This is a genomic window from Hyphomicrobiales bacterium (assembly GCA_002869065.1).
GTDB lineage: Bacteria > Pseudomonadota > Alphaproteobacteria > Rhizobiales > Rhodobiaceae > Rhodobium.
In genome coordinates this window covers 754,157-773,273 of sequence record PKTR01000001.1, presented here as the reverse complement: position 1 = coordinate 773,273, position 19,117 = coordinate 754,157, and the positions used below count along the sequence as shown (strand labels likewise).

Here is a 19,117-nt window from a genome sequence, read left to right as displayed (position 1 = left end):
CCTGCCCATGCCCCATCCGCTTCACCGGGCGGATTACCGTGTGTGCGCCGTTCCTGCGGTTGAAACGTCCCCCGGCACAACAAGTTCCGAACTATCGATGATTCGGGTCCCGATTTCGTTTAGTCGAGTAACAAAATTCCATGACAGTGCGATGACGTTGCTAAGCCGGAAAACAATCAAAGTATTTCAGCTATGTAAGGTCTTCTTTCCTCAACTTTTCGAGAAGAGATACATCGAGGGACGGCTGAAATCGTAGTCGGGCTCGTCCCAGCCGATCATTTTGCCGGGGTTGAGCAGCCCCTTCGGGTCGGTGCGCTGTTTGAAGGCCAGCTGGTCGCGGTCGATCTCCTTCATGCCGCCTTCTTCGAGCGTGCAGCGATGCGGATTGAACACCGGACAGCCGTGCTCCTCGAATATGGCGATGATCTCGTCCAGCCGCTCCTCGGTGGTGTAGCGCACGACGGGAATCCCGTAGACCGCAACGCGGCCGTCGAAGCGTACGAATTCGAGATGGGTGAGCAGCTCGTCGCCGAACACGCCGAGGAGGGTTTCGATCTTTTTCAGATGGTCGCCGGGCGGATAGAGCACCTGCAGATATGTCAGGGAAGGATCGGTGCGCAGGGCGCGCAAGGTCGTGTGATTCCAGACCAGTTCTGCGACCGGCGGCAGCTCGGCGCGATCGTTCTCGCCGACAGTATCGGAACGGAACAGGACCGCGCCGCCTGCGTTGCTCGCTACACTTTCTAGGGCGGCGAGCGCATGCGGCGCGACCATGATTGTGGCGACGTTCATGTCGCGCGGGATCCAGTGCTGGTAGCGCAGGAATCCCTCATAGGGGAGCGGAGCGGCGACGACGCCGAGCTCCTTGAGCAGGATACCGTCCATGGTGGCGAGGTGGTCGGCGAAGCGCACCGTGGTCATGAGGGAATCGAAGCCGATCAGTACGTCGACCCAGTCATAGGCAGCGGTCACCGCCATTTCGAGCCGGGTGATCACCCCGGTGGTGCCGTAGGCGTGGACAATGTCGAGGACCTGCGCGCCGTGCAGTTCGATGATTTGCGGCTCGGCTTCCATGGTGACGATGCGTGCGCCGATCACGTTGCCGAGGTCGCGCAGCCCGCCCCAGCGCACGGTACCGAGACCACCGATACCGCCGGCAACAAAACCGCCAACGGTGGCGGTCTTGACGGTCGAGGAGACGATGCGCAGTTCCTGTCCGCTCGGGCGGAGCGCCTCGTCGATATCGGCCATCAGCGCGCCGGGCTCGACGTGGACCGAGCCGGGCCGGATCGCGGTGATCCCGGTCATGGCCGACATGTCGAGCACAACGCCGCCGGCCAGCGGGACGGCCTGTCCGTAATTGCCGGTGCCGGCGCCGCGTACCGTGACGGGCACTTCGTGCCGGTAGCAGGCGGCCAGAATGCGGATGATTTCCTGCTCCGACCGCGGCTTGACGACCAGATCGGCGCTTGCCTGATCAAGATGGCGCTTCAGGATCGGCGAATACCAGAAGAAATCGCGGCTTTTCTGCTTCAGGACGACGGGTGTGTCGTCGAAGTCGAGGCCTTCGAGTTCGGCTTTCAGGGCGGTGAAATCGGTCATCGCGCACCTCCTCGCTGCAATCCGCTGTTGCGACTGCCTGGTTCACGATGACCCCAGTGGGTCGGGAAGGCAAGGGCCGCGATGGCGCGGGTCAGCGCTGCCGATCGGCGGCGCTCTCGTGCCACCGGCGCAGCACGTAGTGCGACACGGCATTGAGCAGGAGGTAGATGATGATGCCGGTGACGGAAACGAGAATGACCGCGGCGAAAAGGCGGGGAATGTTCAGCCGGTAGCCGGATTCGATGATACGGAAGGCGAGGCCCGAGCCGAAACCGCTCGCGCCGGCAACGAATTCGGCAACGACGGCGCCGATTAGCGCGAGCCCACCTGCGATTCTGAGGCCGCCGAAGAAGTATGGCATCGCGGCGGGCAGGCGCAGCAGCAGCAGCGTCTGCCAGCGGCTGGCTCCATAGAGCTCGAACAGGTCGCGCAGATTGTAGTCGGCGGAATTCAACCCGAGCGTGGTGTTCGACAGGATCGGGAAGAACGCAACGATCCAGGCGCACAGCAGAAGCTTTGTCGTCGCGTCGTCGACATAGATGTTGATCAGCGGGAAGACGGCTACGATCGGCGTGACTTGCAGGACCACGGCGAAGGGGAAGAACGAGTATTCGACCCATTTCGAATGGGAGAACAGGATGGCGAGCCCGACGCCGCCGATGATGGCGACGATGAGCGCCAGCACGGTGATGATCAGCGTGTTGCCGAGCGCGACCGACAGCACCGGCCAGTCGGCGATCAGCGTCTTCGCGACCAGCATCGGACCGGGCAGGATGTAGGGCGGAATGGCGTTCCACACGACGATGCGGTCCCACAGCACGATGGCCGCGATCATCACGGCGGCGGGCAGCAGCCAGCGCGCCAGGCGGTCGGCGAGCCCGGTCGAGGAGGGCGTGCGGGGAGCGGTGTCCGGCGTCGTCATCGCGGGCGTCCGTCAGGCTCCGTTTCCAGCAGTCATTGCCAGCCGCAGCATGTCGGACGCGACCCGGCAATACTCGTTGTAGACGGCGGAGGTACGGAATTCGGGTCCGCGCGGGTAGGGCGCGTCGATGCCGATCTCGCCGGCGATGCGGCCGGGATTGGAGGTCATGACGGCGATGCGGTTCGACAGGTAGACCGACTCGAAGACCGAGTGGGTGACAAAGATGACGGTCCAGCCGGCCTCGCGCCACAGCTCGATGAGGTCGTCATTGAGCTTGAAGCGTGTGATCTCGTCGAGCGCGGCGAAGGGTTCGTCCATCAACAACAAACGCGGGCGGGTGACAAGCGCGCGCGCGATCGACACCCGCATCTTCATGCCGCCGGATAGTTCGCGCGGAAAGGCTTCGGCAAAGTCGGCAAGGCCGACCCGTTCGAGCGCTTCCATGACGGTGTTGCGGGCTTCCGCCTTCGAGGCGCCACGCAGCCGGAACGGCAGCCAGACATTGTTGAAGACGGTGGCCCAGGGCATCAGCGTCGGCTCCTGGAACACGTAGCCGATATCCCCGCGCCGGCGGGCGCCGATGTCGTTGCCGGAGAGCGTGCCCTCGGTCGGATCGGCAAGCCCGGAAATCAGGCGCAGAATCGTCGTCTTGCCGCAGCCGGACGGCCCGAGCAGGCTGAGGAATTCGCCCTCGCGCACGGTCAGCGACACGTCGCGCAATGCGGTCGTGCCGTTGGCAAAAGTCTTGCCGATGCCGTCGAGCTTGACGGCCGGGGCAGCGCTCACCTTGTTTGCGGCCGTGGTCGGGGCGGTGTTCACTGTGCGGTCAGTTCTTTCTTCAGCTCCAGCCCGACGCCCTTGTTGACGAAGTCGAGCACGTAGGAGGCCTTGTAGTCGACGTCTTCCTTGACGATGCCGGCCTTGACCATCTTGCCGAAGAAGCTGGCGAAGCGCTCGTCGGTCATGGCGCCGATGCCAAGCGTCTCTGTGTCGCCGGAATCGACGATGCCGAACTCCTTCATCTTCTCGATGGAAAAGGCGAGCTGCTCGTCGGTCATCTCCGGGTTGGCTTCGGTGATCAGGCGATTGGCCGGATCGGGGTCGCCATAGAGGTAGCTGACCCAGCCCTCGATGGAGGCGTCGACGAAGCAGGCGACGGTCTCGCCCCGGTCGCTGATCGCGTCCTCGCGCACCTCGATGGTCGTCGAATAGGTGTCGAAGCCGTAGTCGGCGATGAGGAAGATGTTCGGCTTGAAGCCGCCGGCCTTTTCGATGGCGAACGGTTCCGATGTCACATAACCCTGCTGGCCGACGGTCTTGTCGGCAAGGAACGGCGCCGGGTTGAAGGTGTAGACCTTGCGCTTGTCCGGGCTGAAGCCGTGTTCCGACATCATCCACTGATAGAAGGAATGGTAGCCGGAATCGCTGAGATAGAGGTTGATGCCTTTCAGGCTCTCCCAGGTGTCGAGACCGACGCCGGGATGGGTCATCAGCATCTGCGGTTCCTTCTGGAACAGCGCCGCGACGACCTTGGTCGGGATGCCCTGTTCGACCGCGGCAAAGGCGTGCAGCAGGCTGCCACCCATGTAGAAATCGATCTTGCCGGCGGCCAGCAGCGCGCGGTTGTTGACGCGCGGTCCGCCCTGGACGATTTCGACCTCAAGCCCGCAACCCGCATAGCGGCCTTCGGCGAGCGCCTGGTAGAAGCCGCCATGTTCGGCCTGAGCGAGCCAGTTGGTGCCGAAACGGACCTTTTCCAGTGCCGCGGCAGGGGCGATGGAGGCAAGGGCTGCGAGGGCGGCTGCGAGGCCGGCGAGGATGCGGGGCTGAATCACGGGTCTTCGGTCTCCCTCTGGTCCCGGTCGGAGAAGTCTTCGACGGTGGAATCCGCCGTGTTCGCGGCGCACCATAGTCGTCTTTGCCACATGTGGGAATTCTCTTGGCGACGGCAATTGACGACAATTACGCCGTGTTTGTCGGTCACAAGAGGCCTTGCCGGGTTTGGGCACCTCGCGTAGCGTGCCGGCGAGATCACCAACGAGGATAGTCAACCTTGCCGGTCCGACGTTTCTGGCACGATATGAGTGCGCGCGATTTCGGTGACTGCGATCCGGACACCTGGATCGCGGTGCTGCCGGTTGCCGCGATCGAACAGCATGGCGCGCATCTGCCGCTCGGCACCGATACCGCGATTGCCGAGGCGCATGTCGCGCGCGTGGCGGAATTGCTGCCGGCTGACGCGCCGATCATCTTTCTGCCGGTGCAGGCCTATGGCTGGTCGCAGGAACACTCAGCGGCCGGGACGTTGACGCTCACCGCCGACACGCTGATCAAGGTGCTGACCGAACTCGGCGACAGCGTCGCTGCTTCCGGTATCCGCAAGTTGGTGCTGGTCAACTCGCATGGCGGAAATTCGCCGATCCTCGACGTGGTCGTGCAGCAGCTTCGCCTGCGCCATCACATGCTCGCCGCGACCACATCGTGGAGCCGCTTCGGTGCGCCGGAGGGGCTGATCGATGCGGACGAGCGCGCTTTCGGTATTCATGGCGGGCTTGCCGAGACATCTGTGATGCTTGCCGCGCGGCCGGACCTGGTGCGGACGGAACACCTTGCCGATTTCCCATCGGATCAGAGTGATTTCATCGGCAAATTCAAGCATTTGAAGGCCTATGGCCGGCCGGCGTCGTTCGGCTGGCGGATCGAGGACCTCAATCCGGCCGGCGTCGTTGGTGCGGCTGCCGGCGCGGAAGCCTCGACCGGAGAGGCGTTGATCGACCACGCGGCGCGCGGCTTTATTGAACTCATCGACGATATTCGGCGGTTCGACCTCGCCGATTTGTGGGAACCCGCATCCGGGACGGATTGCGGCCAAGATTGCGACGACGAGGAGAGCGACGCGTGACGATATCCATGGACCCCCGCGACATGCTGAAGACCCTCGTTGGGTTCGACACGGTTTCACGGGTTTCGAACCGGGCGCTGATCGATTTCGTCGTCGACTATCTGAACGGACACGGGGTGCCGTCGCGGCTTGTTCCGAATGAAGACGGCTCGAAGGCGAGCCTCTACGCGACCATCGGGCCGAATGTCGATGGCGGCGTCGTGTTGTCGGGACACACCGACGTCGTGCCGGTGGATGGTCAGAACTGGACCAGCGATCCGTTCACGCTGACCGAGCGGGCCGGCAAGCTGTTCGGGCGTGGAACGTCCGACATGAAGGGCTTCATCGCGATTGCGCTGGCGCTGGTGCCGGAAATGCAGCGCGCGGGGCTGAAACGGCCGATCCATTTTGCCTTTTCGCATGACGAGGAAATCGGCTGTCTCGGCGCGCCGCATCTGATCGCGCGCATGGTCGAGGAATTGCCGCCGGTCAAGGCCGTGATCGTTGGCGAGCCCACTTCGATGAAGGTCGTCACCGGGCACAAGGGCATTCTCGTGTTCGAGACGTCGGTGCGCGGCAAGTCCGTGCATTCGAGCCAGATTCATCGCGGTGTTTCCGCCAATATGGTGGCGGCCCGGCTGATGGTGTTCCTTGATGAGATGATGCGTGACGCGGCGAAAAAGGTGCCGCATGGCTGTCCGTTCGAGCCGCCCTTCACGACCATCCATTGCGGCCAGGTCAATGGCGGCACGGCGCACAACATCGTTGCGAGCGACTGCAGCTTCGTCACCGATATCCGTGCGTTGCCGGACGAGGACGCGAACGCCTATCTCGCGCGCTTCGAGGAGCACATCCGCAACGAGGTGGAGCCGGCGATGAAACGGATTGCGCCGGAAAGCGGCGTCTCGATCCATGTGCATGCGCGCGTGCCGGGTTTCTCGCCGGAACCGGGCAGCGAGGCGGAGCACCTGGCGCGGCTGCTGACCGGTGACAACGCCTCCCACGCCGTTTCCTACACGACGGAAGCCGGCCAGTTTCAGGAGGCGGGTTATACGGTGGTGGTGTGTGGGCCGGGCTCGATCGACCAGGCGCATCAGCCGGACGAGTTCATCGAGATCTCGCAGCTCGAAGCTGGCACCGCCTTCACGCGCAAGCTGATCGGCTATCTGTCCTGAGGGCTCGGCGATTGGCCATCCCTTGACCTTCCAGTCACTGGAATACCTATCTAGGCAGCAATGCACCCAAATCCGGCTATGTGCCGGGAAGGCTTCGCCATGACTGTTGCTGCTGTAGAACCCGAACCGCAAGACCCGCCCGCGCCTGTCGCAGCCGGTGTAGCGCACGACGATCCAATCACCTTCGATATCGGCGGTATGACATGTGCGGCCTGTTCGGCGCGCGTCGAGCGCGTCTTGAAGCGGGTTCCCGGCGTCGAGGGGGCAAGCGTCAATCTGGCAATGGAAAAGGCGGAGGTGGTCGCCGGACCGGATGTGGATCCGGAGCGACTGGTCGCGGTTGTCGAGAAGGCCGGGTTCACGGCGAAACGAACCGAGAGTGATGCTGCCAAACGGCGTGCGGCGGCGGTGGCGGCTGAGGCCGAACGCAAGGCGCAGGACGGCTGGCTCGCATTCACCTTCTTCGTATCCGCCATTCTCACCGCACCATTCATGCTTCAGATGGCGGCGATGCCGTTCGATCTCGGCTGGCACTTCATGCCGGAGGTGGAGCTGATCCTGGCAACCGGCGTTCAGGCGCTGGCAGGCTCGCGGTTCTATCGCGGCGCCTATAAGTCGCTGCGCGGCGGGTCCGCCAATATGGACGTGCTTGTTTCGCTCGGTACGTCCGCTGCCTATCTCTATTCGTTCTGGCTGGTGATCCAGTATGGCGACGATGTCGCCGGCGAACTCTATTTCGAGTCGGCCGCGGTGATTCTCACGCTGGTATTGCTCGGCAAGCTGATCGAGGCGCGCGCCAAGCGCTCGACGACGGCGGCTGTGCGCGCGCTGATGGCGCTTCGTCCCGAAACGGCGACGCGCCAGGTCGACGGGCGCTGGGAGACCGTGCCGGTCGAGCAGGTTCGGCGCGGCGATATCGTGCTGGTGAGACCCGGGGAACGGGTGCCGGTCGACGGCACGGTCGAAGCCGGCGAAAGCGAGCTGGATGAGTCGCTCGTCACCGGTGAGAGCATCCCTGTTGCCAAGCGGGTCGGCGACAAGGTCACGGCCGGCACCGTCAATGGTGCGGCTGCGATCGAGATCGTCACCGGCGCGGTTGGCGAGGACACGACGCTCGCCCGAGTCATTCGGCTTGTCGAACACGCGCAGGCCGGCAAGGCACCAGTTCAGAGGCTCGTCGACAAGGTCGCGGCGGTGTTCGTGCCGACCATTCTGGTCATCGCCGTCATCACCTTCGCCGGCTGGTATTTCCTTGGCGGGACGTTCGAGCCGGCGCTTGTCGCTGCCGTTTCGGTGCTCGTAATCGCGTGCCCGTGTGCGCTTGGTCTTGCGACCCCGACGGCGCTTGTCGCCGGCACCGGCTCGGCAGCGCGGTCCGGCATTCTGATCAAGGATATCGAGGCGCTTGAAGTCGCCCACCGGGTCGACACGGTGATCTTCGACAAGACCGGTACGCTGACGGCGGGGACGCCGTCGGTGATGGCCGTTCATGCGGCCGATGGCGATGAGGACGCGGTGCTCGCGCTTGCGGCCTCGGCCAACCAGACGAGCGAACATCCGCTGGCCAAGGCCATGGTGGCCGCCGCCGCCGAGAAGGGGCTCGCGCTCTCTGCCTCCAGCGACCTGAAGGCGCTGGCCGGGCTTGGCGTGACCGCGCGGGTCGGCGCAGACCGGGTCGTCATCGGTAATCGCGCGCTGATCGAGCAGGAAGGCGTCGACGCTTCCAAAGTCGAGGCAGCCTATACGGAGGAAGAGGGCGCAGCGCGGACGGCGGTGATTGTTGCGCGTGGTGGCACAGCGCTCGGCGTTATCGGCTTGGCCGATCCGGTGCGTGAGGAAGCCCGCCAGGCGGTCGACATGCTGAAACGCGCGTCCATCGGTACTTCGATGCTGACCGGCGACGCGGCGCCGGTTGCAAAAGCCGTCGCCGGCGAACTCGGCCTCGACAGCTGGCGCGGTCCGGTACGCCCGCAGGACAAGTCCGACGCGGTTGCCGCGCTCAAAGCCGGCGGCCACACGGTCGCGATGGTCGGGGACGGCATCAACGACGCGCCGGCGCTTGCAGCCGCGGATATCGGTATCGCCATGGGGACGGGTACCGAGGTCGCCATGGAGACCGCCGGCATCACTTTGATGCGTCCTGATCCACGCCTCGTGCCGGCGGCGCTTGATATCTCGCGGGCAACGACGCGCAAGATTTACCAGAACCTTTTCTGGGCGTTCATCTACAATGTCATTGGCGTCCCGCTCGCCGCGTTCGGCTTCCTGTCGCCGGAGATCGCGGGGGCGGCGATGGCGATGAGCTCGATCTCGGTGGTCAGCAATGCGGCGCTCTTGAAGCGCTGGCGCGCAAAAATCGATCACTGATCTGTGAACGCTGCCAATTTGTGGTCGACTACGTATGGATTCCTGACACTGGCCTGCCTACCTAAACGGCGAATATACGCCGCCTTAAAAAAGCGGTATTTGTTTTGCTTCAAATCAAGCAATGTGCCCGCTGTTTGTGCAATGGAAAGATTCTCCTGATATCCCTCTTTCGAGGAAGCGCGTGTTGCGCTGAGGGGCAGACCACCGGAAACCACCATGAATATCCAAAGCGTTCCCGAAACGACTTCGCCTGAGGAAAGCCGCTCCAGGCGCGAATCCGTCGTTATCCGTTTTGCCGGCGACTCCGGCGATGGCATCCAATCGGCCGGGTCGCAGTTCGGCCTGGAAGCCGCGCTCGGCGGCAACGACCTGGCGACCTTCCCGGACTTCCCGTCCGAGATTCGCGCGCCGGCCGGCAGTCCGGGCGGCGTATCGTCGTTCCAGATCCAGTTTTCCGCGCATGAGATTCATACGCCGGGCGACAAGCTCGACTGTCTGGTCGCGCTCAATCCCGCGGCGCTTGTCGTCCATCAAAAGGACCTGCTGCCGGGTGGTATGCTGATCGTCGATACAGGGGCGTTCCGGGCCGGTGCGCTGAAGAAGGCCGGCTACGAGAATGATCCGCTCGAGGATGGCACCCTCGACGCCTATCGCGTGCTCGCCATCGACATCACCAGGATGACGAAGGAAACGGTCGCCGCGCTCGAAGACATAGACGTATCCTCGAAGAAAGACGCGCTGAAGGCCCGCAATATGTGGGTGCTCGGTGTGGTCTATTGGCTGTTCGGCCGCGACCGCAACGCGACTCTCGAATGGATCGACAAGAAGTTCGCCAAGAAGCCGGTCGTGCGTTCGGTGAACCGGGCCGCCGTGGAGGCGGGTTACGCGTTCGGCGCGACCATGCAGCTTCCGTCCGGCATCGAACTGGTGACCGTTCCGCCGGCAAAGGCGGAGCCGGGGCTCTACCGGACAGTTACCGGCGGTGAAGCGATCGCCTACGGCGTCGTTGCCGGTGCACACACTTTCGATCTCGATCCGGTCTACTGCTCCTATCCGATCACGCCGGCAACGACGATGTTGCACGCGCTCGCCAAGCTCGGTGAGGGCGTCGGTATCAAGACGTTCCAGGCCGAAGACGAAATCGCTGCGGTCTGTGCGGCGATCGGTGCGTCCTATGCGGGCAGCCTCGGGATTACCGGTACGTCCGGCCCCGGCATGGCGCTGAAGGGCGAGGCGCTCGGCCTTGCGGTCGGCGCTGAGCTGCCGCTCGTCGTCATCAACGTGCAGCGTGGCGGTCCGTCCACGGGTCTGCCGACCAAGGTGGAGCAGTCGGATCTGTTCCAGGCGGCCTATGGGCGCCACGGCGACTCGCCGATGCCGGTGATTGCCGTTCGCTCACCCGACAACGCCTTCGACGTTTCGGTCGAAGCCGTTCAGATCGCTGTCAAATTCATGACGCCGGTGGTCATCATGACCGACGGCTACATCGCCAATGCCTCGGAACCCTGGCGCATTCCGAACCTCGATGATCTGCCGCGCGATACCGTTATGCGCGATATCGACGGCTCGCTGGAGCCGTTTGCGCGCGATCCCGAGACGCTGGCGCGCCCGTGGATCATTCCGGGTACCCAGGACGGTATCCATCGTCTTGGCGGTCTTGAACGCAAGAATGTCAGCGGCGAGGTTTCCTACGATCCGGAAAACCATCAGGTCATGACCGACCTGCGGACGAAGAAGATCGCCGGCATCGCCAATTTCATTCCCGAGCAGAGCGTCACCAATGGCGCGGACGAGGGTGACATCGCGGTTCTCGCCTGGGGTTCGACCTATGGCGCGGTCGCCGACGCAGTGGAGACCCTGATCGCCGAGGGCGAGAAGGTCAGCCATATCCATCTGACCCATCTGGTGCCGTTCCCGAGCAATCTCGGCGAGCTCCTGAAGGGCTTCAAGAAGGTTCTGGTGCCGGAACTCAACACCGGTCAGCTCGTCAACATGATCCGGGCGGAATATCTCATTCCGGCCGAACTGGTTTCCAAGGTTGCTGGCCAGCCGTTCCTGGTCAGCGAAATCGAGGCGGCGATCCGTAGCGCCCTCGAGGAGGTGAAGGCATGACTGCTGAAGCTGCTCTCAAGCCGAAGGATTTTGCCTCGGCACAGGAAGTGCGCTGGTGCCCGGGCTGCGGCAACTACTCCGTCATCAAGGCGGTGCAGAAGACGCTGGCCGAGGATGGCTCCGATCCGGCAAACACGGTGTTCGTGTCGGGTATCGGCTGCTCGTCGCGCTTTCCCTATTATATGGAAACCTATGGCTTCCACACGATCCACGGCCGCGCGGCGGCAGTGGCGACGGGTGTGAAGCAGGCCAAGCCCCATCTCGACGTCTGGGTCGTGTCGGGTGACGGCGACAGCCTGGCAATCGGTGGCAATCATCTGCTGCACCTCCTGCGCCGCAATGTCGACGTCAACTATCTGATGCTCAACAACGAGATCTACGGTCTGACCAAGGGCCAGACCTCGCCGACCTCGCGCAAGGGCACGCATTCGCCGACCTCGCCGAACGGTTCGCTCGACGAGCCGGTGCATCCGATCGCGTTCGCGCTCGGCGCCGGCGGGCATTTCATCGCCCGCTCGGTCGACGCGCTGCAGGATCTGCTGTTCGAGACCATCTCGCGCGGCCACGCGTTCCGCGGCACCAGCTTCATTGAAGTGCTGCAGAACTGCCTCGTCTTCAATGATGGTGTGTTCGCCGAAGTCGAAGACAAGAAGCGCGTCTCCGAAACGCTGCTGCGGCTGCATCACGGTGAGCCGATGCGGTTCGGCGCCGAGAACGACAAAGGCATCCGGCTGAACACCAAGAGCCTGACGCTCGAAGTGGTCAAGATCGGCGAAGACGGTGTCAGCGAGGACGATATCCTCGTGCATGACGAGACCAATCTGACGCTCGCCTCGCTACTTTCGCGGCTGTTCGATCCGCTGCCGGTCGGCGTGATCTATGCGGCGCCGGACGAAACCTTCGTCGGACGCCAGGTCGCGGCCGAACATGACGCGGCAACCGTGATGCCGCGGCTGCAGAAGGCCATGCAGGCCGGGCACACCTGGACCGTTTCGTAAGGACAGCATTTCGGTGCTTGAAAGGACGCCGGCGGTTGGTTCAATCGCCGGCGTTTTCTTTTGGGTTTCGGCTTGAACGGCGCGCGCGCTCTTGAAGCAGGGCGGGGGCAGGGACTATGTAGCCTCTAAGCTCGCTGCGCCCGGATGATCCTGTCGGCGCGAGGAAGATTTGGGAAAGCCATGACGACTGAAACCACGACGTCCGCGAAAATCCCGGTGACGGTGATCACCGGCTACCTCGGTGCGGGCAAGACGACGCTGCTGAACCGCATCCTGTCGGAAGACCATGGCCGGCGTTACGCGGTGATCGTCAACGAGTTCGGCGAGATCGGCATCGACAACGATCTGCTCGTGGAGTCTGACGAAGAAATCTACGAGATGAACAATGGCTGCATCTGCTGCACGGTGCGCGGCGATCTGATCCGCGTCGTCTAGAATTTGATGAAGCGGCGCGGCGGTTTCGATGCCATCGTTGTCGAGACGACGGGCCTCGCCGATCCGGCGCCGGTTGCGCAGACCTTTTTCATGGATGACGACGTTCGCGCCGCTGCAGCGCTCGATGCGGTCGTTGCCGTTGCCGATGCGAAACATCTGGCGCTGCGGCTCGACGACAGTCCGGAAGCCGAGGACCAGATCGCCTTTGCCGACGTCATTGTGCTCAACAAGACGGATCTGGTGAGCGCGGACGAGCTGGACGCCATCGAGGCAACCATTCGCTCGATCAATCCCGGTGCCGTCATTCATCGGACGTCGCGCTGCGCGCTGCCGCTGAGCGATGTTCTCGAGCGCGGGTCGTTCGATCTCGACCGCATCCTCGATCTCGATCCGCATTTCCTCGATGCCGAGGATGATCACGTCTGCGGCCCGGATTGCGATCACGATCACGGCCACCATCACCACCATGAGCATGGTCACCATCATGGCCATCACCATGGGCATGGGCACAAGCCGCGGCACGACGATGCGGTACACAGCATCGCGCTGTCCGGCGGCGATCTCGATCCGCAGAAGTTCTTCCCGTGGATCGATCGCATCACCCAGGAGGACGGGCCGAATATCCTGCGCCTAAAGGGCATTCTGTCGTTCAAGGGCGACGAGGACCGCTACGTGGTGCAGGGCATTCACATGCTGATCGAGGGCGACCACCAGCGACTGTGGCGCGAGGGCGAGGAGCGCAAGAGCCGTATCGTCTTCATCGGACGCAAGCTGGATGCGGAAAAACTGTCGAGCGGTTTTGCCGCCTGCGCGGTGTGAGGCCGGTGATGACGGAAAACCAGACCTTCGACTTCGAGGCCTATGTGGTTGCCGTGACGTTTCTCGGCGGGCGGGCCGCCTTCGCGCTCGGCGATGGGACGGTGCGCTTTGCCGACAGCGAGGAGCCCGTGCGGGTCCATGCGGGTTCGGTACTGGCCGCCGTGCCTTCCTTTGACGGCAAAAGCCTGGTTACCGGTGGCGACGACGGGCGCATCGCGCGGGTCGGCGCGGACGGTTCGGTCGAGACGCTCGCCGAAAAACCGCGCAAGTGGATCGATATCATCGCGACGGGCCCGAACGGTGCGGTTGCGTTTGCGTCGGGCCGTACCGCCTGGGTGCGGCTTTCCGACGGCAGCGAGCGCGGCCTTGAACTGAAGCGCGGCATCGGCGGGCTCGCCTTTGCGCCGAAGGGCATGCGGGTTGCCGTTGCCCATGTCGACGGGGTGACGCTGTGGTGGCCGAACACGGATGGCGCGCCGCAGACGCTCGACTGGAAGGGCGCTCATCTCGGTGTGACTTTCTCGCCGGACGGCAAGTTCGTCATGACGACCATGCAGGAGCCGCAACTGCACGGTTGGCGGCTTGCCGACAAGGACAACATCCGCATGGCCGGCTATCCGTCCAAGGTGAAGTCGTGGTCGTGGTCGGCAAAGGGCCGTTTTCTGGCGACCTCGGGGGCAGGAGCGGCGATCATGTGGCCGTTCCACATTTCCGGCGGGCCTGCCGGCAAGGCACCGCTGCAGATCGCGCCGAAAGAGATGCTGGTGACGGCAGTTGCATGTCATCCAAAGAAGGACATCGTCGCAGTCGGCTATGAAGACGGCTCGGTGGTGCTGGCGCGCTTCGACGACGACGAGCAGATCGAGGTGGTCGCGCCGGGCGGTTCGCCGATCACGACGATTGCCTTCGATGGCAAGGGCGAGCGCTTTGCGTTCGGAACGGACGCTGGCAAGGCCGGACTTGTCGCAGTGGCCCTGTAGGGCAATTCGGGCAAGGACACCTTATGCTTTCCGTCAGGGGCCGATTCGGGCTGTCCGACTATGGGCGGTCGTCCTTGGGAGACTGACTGATGGTGGGACGCATCCTGACGCTGGCGTTTGGCGCGCTGTTTGCCGCCCTGTTTTCGCAGGTGCCGGAATACGCGCAGCAATACCGCCAGCGGCTCGGCGGCGCGATCGACGAACTGGCAAAGATCGTCGAGGTGTTCGATGCCGATGTGCTGAAGCAGGGGCTGCAGCGCACCGAAGCGCTCGCGCGGCTGCGCGCGAACAGCGATCCCATTGCGGCACAGCGCGGCGAGCGTATGGGTGAAACGGTCGAGCGGCTCGATCGTCTGAAGCACCAGAACGACGTGATGGAAGATGCCGGGGCGTTTACCCGCGTTACGGCGCTGGCGAAGGATTTCGACAGCGAGATCGGTGTCGCCGCCTATGAGGATTTCGAGCCGGCCGTTCCGCTCACCATCGAAGGGCTGGTAGCCGCGGCAATCGGCTTCGTTTTGGCTCTGTTCGGCGGCGGGGCGACGCGGGCGGCGGTTGGCGCTGTTCGCAAGAGGCGCAGGGGACGACTGGAGCCGAGCGATCAGATCCCCGATGCGTGACCCAACGGGGAGCCCGCCGCTGGTGTGTCGACGGAATTTGTCGTCGGTGCAGGTGGTGCGAGCGGCAGCGTATCGGGTGCTCGGGACCGACCCCACGCGATAGAATTCCAGACCCTTTCATGGATCAGATAGACGAACAGGGCGGTCGTGGTCATTGCCAGGGCGTAGCCGCTCGCCTCCGCGAGCGAGCCAGTGATCAGATAGGTGAACAGGCTCGTCGCGATGAATCCGATGATCTGCCAGGAGATTGCCTTGGCGGCACTTCGGGCTCGTGTTTCCAGCATGATTTTCAACTGCTTGCGGAGAAATTCTGGTGGTCGCATTCAGCATCGGAACGGCGCTTCTGGCAACGAGATGGTTGTCCAAAAGTGCAGGCGGAAATTTTGAAATTTCAATCATGTTTGGGAAAATCAACAAGCATGTTAGCCTCAAGGCATGGACAAACGCGCCCGCGCCCAACTGTTTCAGGAACGTCTTACGCTCGCTCTGACAGAGCGCGGGATGTCGCAAAGCACGCTCGCGCGCGATGCAGGAATCGACCGGTCCACCGTCAGCCAACTGCTCTCGGGCGCGACGCCGCGGCTGCCGAACTCGCATGCTCTTGGGGAAATCGCCGAGGTCATCGGCGAAAGCGCGGACTGGCTGATCGGCCTGACGGCGCAGCGCGGCGCGACTGCCGATATTCTCGATCGAACAGTGCAGGTGGCGGAGGCGCCGCGGCATCCGGTCGACGAGAATATCCTCGCCTGGCACCGCGAGGCCCTCGGTTACAAGGTGCGTTACGTTCCCGCCAGTCTTCCCGACCTGTTCAAGACGGAAGCCGTGTTGCGGCTCGAGTACGGACCGGGGGAAGGCCGCAGCGGCGATCAGGCGGTGGCCGATGCGACGGCCAAACTCGAACACAGCCGGGAAACCGAAATCGATATGGAGATCTGCATGTCGCTTCAGGCGCTTGCGGATTTCGGCGCGGGCAGCTCCCTGTGGGGACGCCTGTCGTCGCGGGAACGGCGGCGGCAGTTTTTCCACATGGCGGATATCGCCGACGAGCTTTATCCGCGCCTGAGAGTGTATCTGTTCGATCTGGCGACGCACTATTCGGCGCCTTTTGCGGTGTTCGGACCGCAGAGGGCTGTGCTCTATCTCGGTCAGCGCTATCTGGTGTTTACGGCCAGCGCGCATGTGCGGTTCTTCCAGGGGCATTTCGACGGTCTGGTGCGCGCGGCGACGATACAGGCGGATGGTTTCGCCGCTTATGTGCGCAGTCTGGGCGAGGTTCTGCCCGACAACGGGAAATGATACTTTGGACACGCTGACCCGCATTCGGACATTCGTTCAAGTGGTCGACTCAGGAGGCTTTTCGGCGGCCGGACGCGATCTCGGGCGCTCCAAGGCGCTGGTCTCGAAATATGTTCGCGAGCTCGAAGACGAACTCGGTGTTCGGTTGCTCAATCGTACGACGCGCAAGCTTTCGCTGACGGAGGTCGGTACCGCTTATTATCGCGAGGCCGCGGATATCGTTCAGCGCATCGAGGAGTTGAACGAAGCGGTCGGCGATAGCCATGCGGAACCCCGCGGCCTGCTTCGCGTCACCGCGCCGCGGGCGTTCGGTGAAACGGTGTTGGGGCCGGCGCTGATCGAGTTCCTGAACGAGCAACCCAAGATCCGCATGTCGGTGTCATTCGACGATCGCTTCGTCGATCTGGTCGACGAGGGATACGATCTGGCGATCCGCATGTCGGAACTGGAAGATTCCAGCCTGATTGCGCGCAAGCTTTCGTCCATGCGCACGATCGTCTGCGCCAGCCCGACCCTGCTCAAGGGCATCCCGGCGCCGCAGAATCCCCGCGACCTCGCGGATCTGCCGTGCATCGTCGACACAAATCTGCGCACCCCGGGGACGTGGCCATTTCAGCTGGACGGACGGCGGATATCGGTGCCGGTCAGTGGCGTCATCGAGGTCAACAGCCCGGTCGTTGCCCGTGAGGCGGCGGTTGCCGGGCTTGGGATCGGCAACATTCCGTCCTTCGTGATTGCCGACGATCTGCGCGACGGCAGACTGGTGCCCCTGCTGGAGGCTTTCGAGCGTCCGACGATGGGCGCCCACGCGGTCTATCCGCACCGGCGGCATTTGTCGGGCAAGGTGCGCGTCTTCGTCGATTTTCTCGTTGAATGGTTCGCGCGCGGCCGACGGGCGCGGAGCGAGCCGCAATGACGCGTGCGGCAGGTTGGCAAACGTGGCGTGCTTCCATCCTTTTGCCATGTTCGCCGCGTCCCTTCATCGCCTTTCCGCGGGCTCGAATCCGGATATCTGTATGACGTCTCTACGCTCTTTCCTGGTTGTTCTCGCCGGTTTGTTTCTCGCCGTCCTCGCGGGGGCCATGCCGGCGGCGGCGCATCCGCATGTCTTCGTGCAGGCACGGGCAACCGTCGTTTATGACGACCAGGGGCAGGTGGTCGCGATCGATCATGTCTGGCAGTTCGACGACGCGTTCTCGGTCTATGCGCTGCAGGGACTCGATACGGACGGAGATGGAAAATTCAGCCGGGAGGAGCTGCAGGAGCTCGCCAAGATCAACATCGACTCGCTGAAGGATTTCGGCTTCTTCACTTTCGGTGACGACACCCGCGTCGAGATCGACTTCAAGGAACCGACCGCCGACTACTGGCTGGAAGCCAAGAAGGTCGAATACCTGTCGTATTGGGCGATCTCGGATGAGGACCGCCAGGCGATTGCCGAAGAGAAGGAAAAAGGCGGTGAGGTTCCGCAAGAGGTGACCTTGCTGGAGCTGCATTTCACGTTGCCGCTGAAGGAGCCGGTCGGCCACGACAAGGCGGTGACCTTCGATGTCTACGATCCGACCTACTATGTCGACTTCCGTTTCGCCGACGGCGCGGACGCGGTGACGCTGCGCAATTCACCGGGAAAGTGCCGGGTCGAGACCAAGGCGCCGGAGCCGCTCGATGACGAGACGGCGGCCCGTCTCGCGACCATCGGGCCGGAGGTTCGCGACCTGCCTCCGGAACTGATGGAAAAGACCAAAAATCTGGTCAATCAGATGATCATCACCTGTGGCGATGCTGCGGTCGCGGCGGCGACGACGGGAGAAGCCGAGGCGCCGACGAGCGCCCTCGATGCGGTCAACGCGCTCGCCGCCAAGGGTGATGAGGCCGCGAAAAAGGTGACGACAACGCGGATCACAGCCTCCACCGAGGAGGTCAAGGACCCGGAGGCGGCAAAGCCGTGGTCGTTTAGTGGCGGATGGTTCTCCGGCATTCTCGGACGCATCAGCCAGATGCAGTCGGCCTTCTACAAGAAGATGGTCTCGGCGCTGCGGCTGTTCAAAACCGACGACAAGGCTGCCTGGCTGCTGTTTTTCCTCAGCTTCGCCTATGGCGTATTTCACGCCGCCGGGCCGGGGCACGGCAAGGCGGTGATCACGTCCTACATGTTCGCCAACGAGGCGACGGTGAAGCGCGGCGTGGGGCTGGCGCTTGCCGCCGCCTTCGTTCAGGGCCTCACGGCCGTCGCTATCGTCACGGTGATCGCGCTTTTCCTGCACGGCACCAGCATCGCCATGCAGAGTACGCTCGGGCTGTTCGAGAGTGGCAGCTTCCTGCTGGTGGCGTTGCTCGGCGCTTGGCTGACCTGGACCAAGGGGCGGTCGCTGGTGCGTATGATGTTCGGCGGCTCCGCGCACGATCACGGCCATGATCATTATCATAGCGGTCATGATCACAATGATGGATCTCATAAACACGAGCACGGCAGTCATATGGATGCGCACAGCCATGATGATCACGTTTATGGCCCTGATTGCGGCTGCGGGCATTCGCATTTGCCGGATGCCGAACTGGCCTCCAAGAAACTGTCGCTGAAAGAGGCTGCCGCCGCCGTTCTTTCGATCGGAATGCGGCCGTGCTCCGGGGCGTTGGTCGTGCTCGTCTTCGCGCTGTCGCTCGACCTTTATTGGGTCGGTGTTGCCTCGGCCTTCGTGATGGCGCTCGGCACCGCGATCACCGTGTCGACGCTGGCGATCATCGCGGTGACCAGCAAGGGGCTGGCGCAACGGCTGCTCGGCGTGGAAAGCGGACGGGCGCGCTATTTTACGGCAGGTCTCGAGGTGGTGGCCGCGGTCTTCGTGCTGGTGATCGGGACGCTGTTGTTCGTGGCGTCCTTCGGCGCGACGACACCGATCTGATCTGCCG

Annotated in this window: 15 protein-coding genes and 1 pseudogene; 11 read left to right on the top strand and 5 right to left on the bottom strand. The window is 63.4% G+C overall.

Annotated elements, in window-relative coordinates; all coding sequences use genetic code 11:
• Positions 1–210 precede the first annotated feature (210 nt).
• From C0606_03365 to C0606_03350, 4 genes are all read right to left on the bottom strand, one after another.
• Positions 211–1,602 (bottom strand): FAD-linked oxidase, encoded by a 1,392-nt coding sequence (locus tag C0606_03365; GenBank protein ID PLX39554.1) that lies wholly within the window; start codon positions 1,600–1,602, stop codon positions 211–213.
• A 91-nt stretch (positions 1,603–1,693) separates the two neighbouring features.
• Positions 1,694–2,524: an ABC transporter ATP-binding protein gene (locus C0606_03360; GenBank protein ID PLX39553.1), complete on the bottom strand. Its 831-nt coding sequence runs from the start codon at positions 2,522–2,524 to the stop codon at positions 1,694–1,696.
• Between the two features lie 12 nt (positions 2,525–2,536).
• A complete protein-coding gene (locus tag C0606_03355; GenBank protein ID PLX39552.1) occupies positions 2,537–3,343 on the bottom strand; it encodes a nitrate/sulfonate/bicarbonate ABC transporter ATP-binding protein in 807 nt (268 codons plus the stop codon).
• Entirely contained in the window at positions 3,340–4,434 is a 1,095-nt protein-coding gene (locus C0606_03350) for a nitrate ABC transporter substrate-binding protein (protein PLX39551.1), read from the bottom strand. The genes C0606_03355 and C0606_03350 overlap by 4 nt, the downstream gene beginning before the upstream one ends.
• 170 nt (positions 4,435–4,604) lie before the next feature.
• Here C0606_03350 and C0606_03345 point away from each other — a divergent pair, with 170 nt between their 5' ends.
• The 8 genes and pseudogenes from C0606_03345 (at position 4,605) to C0606_03310 (ending at position 14,911) form a co-directional block, all read left to right on the top strand.
• Positions 4,605–5,426 (top strand): creatininase, encoded by an 822-nt coding sequence (locus C0606_03345; GenBank protein ID PLX39550.1) that lies wholly within the window; start codon positions 4,605–4,607, stop codon positions 5,424–5,426.
• 8 nt (positions 5,427–5,434) lie between these two features.
• Positions 5,435–6,580 (top strand): acetylornithine deacetylase, encoded by a 1,146-nt coding sequence (gene argE, locus C0606_03340; protein ID PLX39549.1) that lies wholly within the window; start codon positions 5,435–5,437, stop codon positions 6,578–6,580.
• 99 nt (positions 6,581–6,679) lie between these two features.
• A complete protein-coding gene (locus C0606_03335) occupies positions 6,680–8,947 on the top strand; it encodes a copper-transporting ATPase (GenBank protein PLX39690.1) in 2,268 nt (755 codons plus the stop codon).
• Positions 8,948–9,163: 216 nt separating this feature from the next.
• Positions 9,164–11,059, top strand: a complete 1,896-nt coding sequence (locus tag C0606_03330) for a 2-oxoglutarate ferredoxin oxidoreductase subunit alpha (protein ID PLX39548.1) — start codon at positions 9,164–9,166, stop codon at positions 11,057–11,059.
• Positions 11,056–12,057, top strand: coding sequence for a 2-oxoacid:ferredoxin oxidoreductase subunit beta (locus tag C0606_03325; GenBank protein PLX39547.1), 1,002 nt, complete (start codon positions 11,056–11,058; stop codon positions 12,055–12,057). Before C0606_03330 ends, C0606_03325 begins: the two co-directional genes overlap by 4 nt.
• Before the next feature lie 180 nt (positions 12,058–12,237).
• Positions 12,238–13,311 (top strand): annotated as a pseudogene (locus tag C0606_03320) (cobalamin biosynthesis protein CobW).
• 8 nt (positions 13,312–13,319) lie between these two features.
• Positions 13,320–14,291: a hypothetical protein gene (locus C0606_03315; GenBank protein PLX39689.1), complete on the top strand. Its 972-nt coding sequence runs from the start codon at positions 13,320–13,322 to the stop codon at positions 14,289–14,291.
• Between the two features lie 89 nt (positions 14,292–14,380).
• A complete protein-coding gene (locus C0606_03310) occupies positions 14,381–14,911 on the top strand; it encodes a DUF2937 domain-containing protein (protein ID PLX39546.1) in 531 nt (176 codons plus the stop codon).
• On the opposite strand, the gene C0606_03305 is transcribed toward C0606_03310, so the two are convergent.
• Complete coding sequence (locus tag C0606_03305; GenBank protein PLX39545.1) at positions 14,893–15,234, bottom strand: hypothetical protein; 342 nt, start codon at positions 15,232–15,234, stop codon at positions 14,893–14,895. The two genes, C0606_03310 and C0606_03305, sit on opposite strands and share 19 nt — an antisense overlap.
• Positions 15,235–15,346: 112 nt before the next feature.
• Here C0606_03305 and C0606_03300 point away from each other — a divergent pair, with 112 nt between their 5' ends.
• Genes C0606_03300 through C0606_03290 form a run of 3 tightly spaced genes read left to right on the top strand, consistent with a single transcriptional unit; the run spans position 15,347 to position 19,110 of the window.
• Entirely contained in the window at positions 15,347–16,207 is an 861-nt protein-coding gene (locus tag C0606_03300) for a transcriptional regulator (protein ID PLX39544.1), read from the top strand.
• A gap of 4 nt (positions 16,208–16,211) precedes the next feature.
• On the top strand, positions 16,212–17,123 hold the full coding sequence (locus tag C0606_03295; protein ID PLX39543.1) for a LysR family transcriptional regulator: 912 nt from the start codon (positions 16,212–16,214) through the stop codon (positions 17,121–17,123).
• 46 nt (positions 17,124–17,169) lie between these two features.
• On the top strand, positions 17,170–19,110 hold the full coding sequence (locus C0606_03290) for a DUF1007 domain-containing protein (protein PLX39542.1): 1,941 nt from the start codon (positions 17,170–17,172) through the stop codon (positions 19,108–19,110).
• Positions 19,111–19,117: the final 7 nt, after the last annotated feature.

What these genes read in the sequence shown, in the direction of transcription:
- C0606_03365 (PLX39554.1), bottom strand. Translation starts at nt 1,602, where the DNA reads ATGACCGATTTCACCGCCCTGAAAGCCGAACTCGAAGGCCTCGACTTC.
- C0606_03360 (PLX39553.1), bottom strand. Translation starts at nt 2,524, where the DNA reads ATGACGACGCCGGACACCGCTCCCCGCACGCCCTCCTCGACCGGGCTC.
- C0606_03350 (PLX39551.1), bottom strand. Translation starts at nt 4,434, where the DNA reads ATGGTGCGCCGCGAACACGGCGGATTCCACCGTCGAAGACTTCTCCGA.
- C0606_03345 (PLX39550.1), top strand. Translation starts at nt 4,605, where the DNA reads ATGAGTGCGCGCGATTTCGGTGACTGCGATCCGGACACCTGGATCGCG.
- argE (PLX39549.1), top strand. Translation starts at nt 5,435, where the DNA reads ATGGACCCCCGCGACATGCTGAAGACCCTCGTTGGGTTCGACACGGTT.
- C0606_03335 (PLX39690.1), top strand. Translation starts at nt 6,680, where the DNA reads ATGACTGTTGCTGCTGTAGAACCCGAACCGCAAGACCCGCCCGCGCCT.
- C0606_03330 (PLX39548.1), top strand. Translation starts at nt 9,164, where the DNA reads ATGAATATCCAAAGCGTTCCCGAAACGACTTCGCCTGAGGAAAGCCGC.
- C0606_03325 (PLX39547.1), top strand. Translation starts at nt 11,056, where the DNA reads ATGACTGCTGAAGCTGCTCTCAAGCCGAAGGATTTTGCCTCGGCACAG.
- C0606_03315 (PLX39689.1), top strand. Translation starts at nt 13,320, where the DNA reads ATGACGGAAAACCAGACCTTCGACTTCGAGGCCTATGTGGTTGCCGTG.
- C0606_03310 (PLX39546.1), top strand. Translation starts at nt 14,381, where the DNA reads ATGGTGGGACGCATCCTGACGCTGGCGTTTGGCGCGCTGTTTGCCGCC.
- C0606_03305 (PLX39545.1), bottom strand. Translation starts at nt 15,234, where the DNA reads ATGCGACCACCAGAATTTCTCCGCAAGCAGTTGAAAATCATGCTGGAA.
- C0606_03300 (PLX39544.1), top strand. Translation starts at nt 15,347, where the DNA reads ATGGACAAACGCGCCCGCGCCCAACTGTTTCAGGAACGTCTTACGCTC.
- C0606_03290 (PLX39542.1), top strand. Translation starts at nt 17,170, where the DNA reads ATGTTCGCCGCGTCCCTTCATCGCCTTTCCGCGGGCTCGAATCCGGAT.